Here is a 1,332-nt window from a genome sequence, read left to right as displayed (position 1 = left end):
GGCGAGACGAGCCGCCGCCGGACGCCCGACGCGCGCGACTGTCTCACCCCGCAGGAGTTGCAGATCGCGCAGATGGCTGCCGCCGGGCTCACCAACCGGGAGATCGGCCAGCGCCTGTACCTGTCACACCGGACCATCAGCTCACACCTGCATCGGATCTTCCCGAAGCTCGGCGTCACCTCCCGCGCCGAGCTGCGCGATACCGTCACATGACGCAAGCGAAGCGCTGCCGTCGCCGCCTAAGTTTCGGCCATGGCAAACACTGACGGCCGTACCCCTGTGCTCTTCATCCACGGACTGTGGCTGCACGCCTCCTCGTGGGGGAACTGGTCGGACCTCTTCCAGGAAGCCGGCTATCAGACCTCGGCGCCCGGCTGGCCGGGCGAGCCGGACACCGTCGAAGGATCCCGCGCCGACCCCGGCCGCATCGCCGACCACGGGATCGACGACGTGGTCACCCACTACGCGAAGATCATCAGCGGCCTGGACACCAAACCGATCCTCGTCGGGCACTCCTTCGGCGGCATGATCGCGCAGAAGCTGCTCGGCCAGGACCTCGCCGCGGCGGCCGTGGCGATCGACGCCGCGCAGATCAAGGGCGTGCTGCCGCTTCCGCTGTCCTCGCTACGCGTCACCTTTCCCGTCTTCAAGAACCCGGCCAACCGGCACCGGGCGGTGTCGCTCACGGCCGAGCAGTTCCGGTACGCCTTCGGCAACGCGATCACCGAGCAGGAGTCCGACGAGCTCTACCAGCGGTGGGCGATCCCCGCGCCGGGCAAGCCGCTGTTCGAAGCCGCCGCCGCTAACTTCGACCCGCACTCGCCGGCGAAGGTCGACACCGCCAACGAGCTGCGCGGCCCGCTGCTGCTGATGATGGGCGGCCGCGACCACACCGTGCCCGAGTCGATCACCCGCGCCACGCTCAAGCAGTACCGGCATTCCGACGCCGTCACCGACATCGTGGCGTTCGACGACCGGGCCCACTCGCTGACCATCGACCACGGCTGGCGCGAGGTCGCGGACGCCGCCCTGTCGTGGCTGAAGCAACACGCCCTCTGACGCCATGGACCTGCATCTGAACGGCAAGACCGCGGTCGTCACCGGCGCCAGCAAGGGCATCGGCTTCGCGATCACCCGCGCGCTGGCCGGCGAGGGCGTCACCGTCGTCGCCGGCGCGCGGACCGCCACGACCGAACTGACGGACCTCGCCGCCCGCTCCGCCGTCCACCCGGTGACGGTGGATCCATAAATTGATCCACTCTTCTTGCGTTATATAATTCTCTTTTTTTCTGAAATAAGCATTTTCAACACACAATAAAACGTGCATATGTT

General features: G+C 67.2%; 3 protein-coding genes and 1 pseudogene. 3 read left to right on the top strand and 1 reads right to left on the bottom strand.

What is annotated here, in order from left to right; genetic code table 11:
- From AB0M20_RS43915 to AB0M20_RS43905, 3 genes are all read left to right on the top strand, one after another.
- A partial coding sequence (locus AB0M20_RS43915; protein ID WP_364307466.1) for a helix-turn-helix transcriptional regulator occupies window positions 1-213 on the top strand: 213 nt, incomplete at its 5' end.
- Between the two features lie 39 nt (window positions 214-252).
- Window positions 253-1,059, top strand: a complete 807-nt coding sequence (locus AB0M20_RS43910; protein WP_364307465.1) for an alpha/beta hydrolase — start codon at window positions 253-255, stop codon at window positions 1,057-1,059.
- A gap of 4 nt (window positions 1,060-1,063) precedes the next feature.
- Window positions 1,064-1,249: an SDR family NAD(P)-dependent oxidoreductase gene (locus tag AB0M20_RS43905; RefSeq protein ID WP_364307463.1), complete on the top strand. Its 186-nt coding sequence runs from the start codon at window positions 1,064-1,066 to the stop codon at window positions 1,247-1,249.
- A 24-nt stretch (window positions 1,250-1,273) separates the two neighbouring features.
- On the opposite strand, the pseudogene AB0M20_RS43900 reads toward AB0M20_RS43905, so the two are convergent.
- Window positions 1,274-1,327 (bottom strand): annotated as a pseudogene (locus AB0M20_RS43900) (hypothetical protein); the annotation flags it as partial.
- Between the last annotated feature and the right edge of the window lie 5 nt (window positions 1,328-1,332).

Source organism: Actinoplanes sp. NPDC051633 (assembly GCF_040681735.1).
Classification (GTDB): Bacteria; Actinomycetota; Actinomycetes; order Mycobacteriales; family Micromonosporaceae; genus Actinoplanes.
This window is presented reverse-complemented; position numbering and strand designations above follow the sequence as displayed.